General features: G+C 70.9%; 4 protein-coding genes. 1 reads left to right on the forward strand and 3 read right to left on the reverse strand.

The window, feature by feature from the left end; translation table 11 throughout:
- Nucleotides 1-178 precede the first annotated feature (178 nt).
- The 3 genes from IEZ31_RS55230 to IEZ31_RS55240 are packed head-to-tail and all read right to left on the reverse strand — an operon-like array spanning nt 179 to nt 3,662.
- Entirely contained in the window at nt 179-1,168 is a 990-nt protein-coding gene (locus IEZ31_RS55230; RefSeq protein ID WP_190258205.1) for an ABC transporter permease, read from the reverse strand.
- A gap of 2 nt (nt 1,169-1,170) precedes the next feature.
- Nucleotides 1,171-2,154: an ABC transporter permease gene (locus tag IEZ31_RS55235; protein ID WP_190258206.1), complete on the reverse strand. Its 984-nt coding sequence runs from the start codon at nt 2,152-2,154 to the stop codon at nt 1,171-1,173.
- Complete coding sequence (locus IEZ31_RS55240; protein WP_190258207.1) at nt 2,151-3,662, reverse strand: sugar ABC transporter ATP-binding protein; 1,512 nt, start codon at nt 3,660-3,662, stop codon at nt 2,151-2,153. The genes IEZ31_RS55235 and IEZ31_RS55240 overlap by 4 nt, the downstream gene beginning before the upstream one ends.
- Nucleotides 3,663-4,187: 525 nt before the next feature.
- On the opposite strand from IEZ31_RS55240, the gene IEZ31_RS55245 reads away from it, so the two are divergent.
- On the forward strand, nt 4,188-5,662 hold a 1,475-nt coding region (locus IEZ31_RS55245; RefSeq protein ID WP_190258208.1), incomplete at its 3' end, for a ThuA domain-containing protein.

Here is a 5,662-nt window from a genome sequence, read left to right on the forward strand (position 1 = left end):
GCGAGCTCGTTGTCGTAGTCGGCCTGGACGAAGAACTTCGACTGCTCGCCGGTGCCGGACCCGGCGGCCTGCGACGCGCTGCCGGACGCGCTCGTGGTGGGTTCGTCGGTGGCGCAGCCGGCGAGGGCCAGCAGCGTCAAGGCAGCCACGGCCGCCATGGACCTTCTCATGTTGCTCCTTATCGAGATGTGGAACGCATGGACGCGACCGCCACGGCGACGAGGATGATCGCGCCCTGAACGGTGGACTTGAGGGCGCCGGAGACGCCGTAGAAGTTCATGAGCGCGAAGAGCGTCTCGAGCGTGAACGCGCCGAGCATCGCGCCGACCACAGAGCCGCGGCCGCCGCCGAGCACGACACCGCCGAGCACCACGGCGGTGATGGCGCCGAACTCCAGCCCGGCACCGGCCTGGAAGGACACGCCGCTGTAGCCGCCGAGCAGGATCGCGGCGACGGCGGCGGCGACGCCGCTGAGGGCGAACGCGATGGTCTTCGCACGCCAGACCCGCACGCCGGTCAGTTCGGCCGTGCGCGGGTTGTCGCCGACGGCGACGAGCGTGCGGCCGAAGTCGGAGCGCATGAGCAGCACGGCGAGGGCCGCGGCGGCGAGGAGGACCACCAGCGCGTACGGCACCCGACCGAGCAGCGGCACGTCCTCGAGGGCGCGCCGGCCGAAGCGGCGGAACTCCTCGGACAGGCCGCCCTTCGGCGCGCCGTTGGACCACAGGTAGACGGCGCCGACGAGGATCAGGAACATGCCGAGCGTCGTGATGAATGACGGCACGCGCAGCAGCGTGGTGACGAGCCCGTTGACGAGGCCGACGAGGACACCGAACGCGAGCAGCAGCAGCACGACCGGCCACGTGCGATCGGGGTCGCTGTCGATGAGCCGCGCCGCGACGACGACCTGCGCGGTGACGAGCGAGCCGACGGAGAGGTCGAACTCGCCGGAGACGATGACGAAGTACTGCCCGGCCGCGAGCAGGATGATCGGCGCGGAGCGGCCGACGAACGACAGCAGCGACGGCGGGTCGAAGAAGCCCGGCTCCCGGACGGCGACGAGCACCAGCAGCACAGCGAGGATCGCCAGGATCGGTGCGATGCTGCCGGGCCGCAACGCCTTGGCGAAGGCGGTCGGGCGGCGCCGTTGAGCAATGGCGGTGTGCATGCCTACACCGCCGTCCCGCGCCGCTTGCGCAGCGAGCGCCGCGCATAGACGGCGACGGCCGCGATGATGACCACGCCGCGGATGACCTGCTTGAAGAAGGCGTCGACCTCGAGCTGGTTGAAGATGGCGTCGATGCTGGCCAGCAGCAGGACCCCGCCGACCGTGCCCGCGACGCCGCCGCGGCCACCGGCCAGGGCGGTGCCGCCGAGCACGACGGCGGCGATCGACTCGAGATCGTAGAGGCCCTCGACGCCGACCCGGGGCGCGCCGGAGCCGAGCCGGCTGGCCAGGTAGATGCCGGCGAGGCCGGCGCAGAGCGAGCACAGGACGTGCGCGGTGACGAGCACCCGGTCGTTGCGCACCCCGGACAGCCGCGCGACCTCGGGATCGCCGCCGACGGCGACCAGGTGGTGGCCGAAGCGGGTGCGGGTGACGGCGAACCAGGCCGCGACCGCGACGCCCATCAGCAGTAGGAACGACACGGGCACCGGCCCGACCCGCTGGTACCCGAGGCTCGCCACGAGCGCGGGTGCAGTCTTGCCCGCGGGGCCGTCGTAGCCGTTGTCGAGGTACCCCTTCAGCAGCAGCCCGACGCCGACGGTGGCGATGAACGCGTTGATCCGCAGCTTGGTCACGAGCAGGCCGTTGACCAGCCCGATCCCGGCGCTGACCGCCAGCACAAGGCCGACCGCCGGCAGCAGTGCGGCGTCGCTGCCATGCATGGTCTCGGCGGCGACGAGGGTGCTGAGGCTGATCACGTAGGCGACCGAGAGGTCGAGCGAGCCGCCGAGGATGACCAGGGTCTGCCCCACGGCGACAAGCCCGAGGCCGGCGGCGACGTGCAGCAGGCTCACGGTCGTGGCCTGGTTGAACAGCTGCCCGCCGTTGAGCATGACGACGAGCCAGCCGACCGCGAGCGTCAGTGCCAGGGCGATGAATACGCCCGGCGCGGTCCGCTTGACCGGCAGGGTGACCACCGCGCTCATCCGGCCGCCACCCGCAGGGTGCCGGTGGCCAGCGCGACGACGTCCTCCTCGGTGGCGCCGGCGGGCAGTTCGCCGGCGATGCGCCCGTCGCGCATGACGATGACGCGGTCGCTCATGCCGAGCAGCTCCGGCAGTTCGGAGGAGATCATCAGCACGGCCGCGCCCTCGCGGGCGAGGCGGCGCACGAGGTCGTGGATGGCCGATTTGGCGCCGACGTCGATGCCGCGGGTGGGCTCGTCGAACAGCAGGATCTTCGGGCTGAGCGCGAGCCAGCGGGCCAGGACGACCTTCTGTTGGTTGCCGCCGGAGAGGTACCGGATCTCTTGATGGTCGCCGGCGGCGCGGACCTCGACGGCCGCCAGCAGCTCGCGGACTCGGACGGTGCGGGCGCCGCGGCCGGCCCAGGCGGGGAAGACGGCGCGGCCGGCGAGCAGCGCGTTGTCGAGGACGGACTGCCCGGCCACGATGCCCTCGCCCTTGCGGTCCTCGGTGACGTAGGCGATGCCGGCCCGCATCGCGGCCCGGGGCGAGCGCACCCGCACCGGCGCGCCGTCGAGCGTGACCTCCCCGGTCGTGAACGGTGCCGCGCCGAACAGCGCGCGGGCCAGTGCGGAGCGGCCGGAGCCCTGCAGGCCGCCGACGCCGAGCACCTCGCCCGCGTGCAGCTGCAGATCGATGCCGCGCAGCTTGTGGTTGCCGCCCCCGTGGACTGTGAGCCGGACGCCGCCGACATCCCCGGGACCGGCGCGGTCCGGGTAGTAGCTCGTCAACTCCCGGCCGACCATGTGACGGACCAGTTGTTCGCCGGTCGTCGTGGCGGTGTCCACTGTGGTCACCCGGCGGCCGTCCTTGAGCACGGTAATACGGTCGGACAGGTCGAAGACCTCTTTGAGGCGGTGCGAGACGTAGAGCAGCGCGATGCCCTGCTGCTGCAGGCGTCGCACGAGCGCGTAGAGCAGCTCGACCTCGTGATCCGCGAGAGCGGCCGTGGGCTCGTCCATGATCAGCAGCCGCGCGTCGAGCGCCAGCGCCTTCACGATCTCCACGACCTGCTGTTGCGCGACGCCGAGCTGCCCTACCCGCGCGTTCGGCGCGAAGGACGTCTCGCCGACGGCGGCCAACAGCCGGGTCGTGCCGTCGAGCATCGCCCGCCGGTCGACCAGGCCGCGGCGGGTGGGCTCCCGGCCGAGGTAGACGTTCTCGGCGACGGTCCGCTCCGGCAGGAGGTTGAACTCCTGGTGGATGATCCCGATGCCGGCCCACTGCGCGTCGCGCGGGCTCCGGAAGGCCCGCGGTACGCCATCGAGCTCAACGGTGCCTTCGTCCGGCGGGTGTACGCCGGAGATGACTTTCATGAGCGTGGACTTTCCGGCGCCGTTCTCGCCGACGACGGCGTGCACCTCGCCGGGCGCGACGGCGAGGTCGATGCCGTCGAGGACGCGCACCCCGAGGAACGACTTGCCGATGCCCCGCAAGGCGAGCAGCGGCGACGGCGGAGATTCAGGCATCGCGAGATCCTCTACAGAACGTAGTCACGGGCACGAACGCGTCACCGTCGCGCGCACCTAACGAACACGGAGAACACACAGATCGCCACACAAAGCACCAATCTTTCGCTAGCAGGTCGCATACTTTTGCTGATCCTGACTAAAGCTTGGTGGAGGCGAGCGTAGACCTCTGATGAATCACTGCGCAATCCCGTAACCGAATCGAAACATGGGCGTCCGCTCGGCCCGTGTCGACGGCCGGCAGAGCGGCCGAACGGTGGCCGGCCATCCTTGAGAGAGCGCGCTCTTGGGTTCTCGATGCTCGAAGCCTTGACATATGCCGATGCTTCGCCGCAGGCTGAGCGCGCCGACCACGGGTTCGGAGTCAACAGACGTTACGTTGAGTGACTACCCGCGGAACTGACTGCCCGTCACGGCGGACGGCACGACGATCCGACCGGCGCGCCGCACGTCCTGCGCTCACGGCGTGCGGGCCGCCGCGTGCCCGTGGTCGGACACCCCCGTTGCCCCCGCTTAGGAGATGGCATGCGTCGAAGTACATTGATCATCGGCACGGTGGTCGGCATGCTGCTGTCGCTGGCGCTCGTGCGCCCGGCGGCCGCGGCCCCCGCCTTCCGCGCCCTGCTGTTCACCAAGACCGCCGGCTACCGGCACGACTCGATCCCCGCCGGCATCGCGATGTTCCAGCAGCAGGCCGCCGCGAACAACTTCGAGGTGGTGCAGAGCGAGGACGCCGCCGTCTTCACGCCTGCGAACCTCGCGACGTTCGACGTGCTCATCATGTTCCAGACGTCGGGCATGGTCTTCACCAGCACCGCCCAGCGTCAGGCCGTGGAGGGCTTCCTGGCCTCCGGCAAGGGCATCGTCGCCATCCACAACGCCACCGACATGGGCATCGAGAGCGAGTACCCGTGGTGGGACCAGACGGTGAACGCGGGCGCGCACATGCCGGAGCACTCCCCCGGTGTGCTGCCCGGCACCGCGATCGTCGCCGACAAGCAGCATCCGTCGACGGCCGGGCTGCCGGACCGGTGGAACCGCAGCGAGGAGTGGTACAACTTCGACCGCAACCCGCGCGGCGACGTCCACGTGCTCGTCACCGCCGACGAGCGCACCTACAATCCGGGCGGCGCGGCGATGGGCGCCGACCACCCGATCTCGTGGTGCCGCAACGCCGCCGGCGGGCGCGTCTGGACGACCGCGATGGGCCACGCCATCGAGTCGTACAGCGAGACGAACTTCCGCAACCACGTCCTCGGCGGCGTAAAGTGGGCCGCCGGCAACGCCCCCGGTGACTGCGGCGGCACGGTCTGGGGCAACTTCGAGAAGCGCACCCTCGACGACAACACCGCCGACCCGATGGCCCTGGCGGTAGCGCCCGACGGACGGGTCCTCTACGTCCAGCGGGCCGGCCAGCTGAAGGTCTTCAAACCGGCGACGAACAGCACCGTCACCGCCGGCACGCTGAGCGTCTACACCGGCGGCGAGGACGGCCTGACCGGCCTGGCCCTCGACCCGAACTTCGCGAGCAACGGCTACGTGTACCTCTACCACTCCCCCGCGTCGAGCCCGACCGACATCAACCGCGTCTCCCGGTTCACGCTCAGCGGCGACACGCTGAACCTCGCCAGCGAGGTCACCGTCATCGACGTCCCCGCCTACCGGGACCGCACGTTCCCGGAGCCCGGCCACACCGGCGGCTACATCGCCTTCGGCCCCGACGGGAACCTCTACATCGGTACCGGCGACGACACCCCGCCGAACCTCGACCCCAACTGGCAGGGCTACGCCCCGCTGGACTGGCGCTCCGGCAAGGCCAACCTCGACGCCGCCCGCACCGCCGGCAACACCAACGACCTGCGCGGCAAACTACTGCGGATCCGACCGGCGGCGTCCGGCGGCGGGTACACGATCCCGGCCGGGAACCTCTACCCGCAGGGCACCGCCCAGACCCGGCCCGAGGTCTACGCCATGGGCTTCCGCAACCCGTTCCGCTTCTC

This window comes from Dactylosporangium sucinum, from assembly GCF_014647515.1.
In the GTDB taxonomy this organism is placed as follows: Bacteria; Actinomycetota; Actinomycetes; order Mycobacteriales; family Micromonosporaceae; genus Dactylosporangium; species Dactylosporangium sucinum.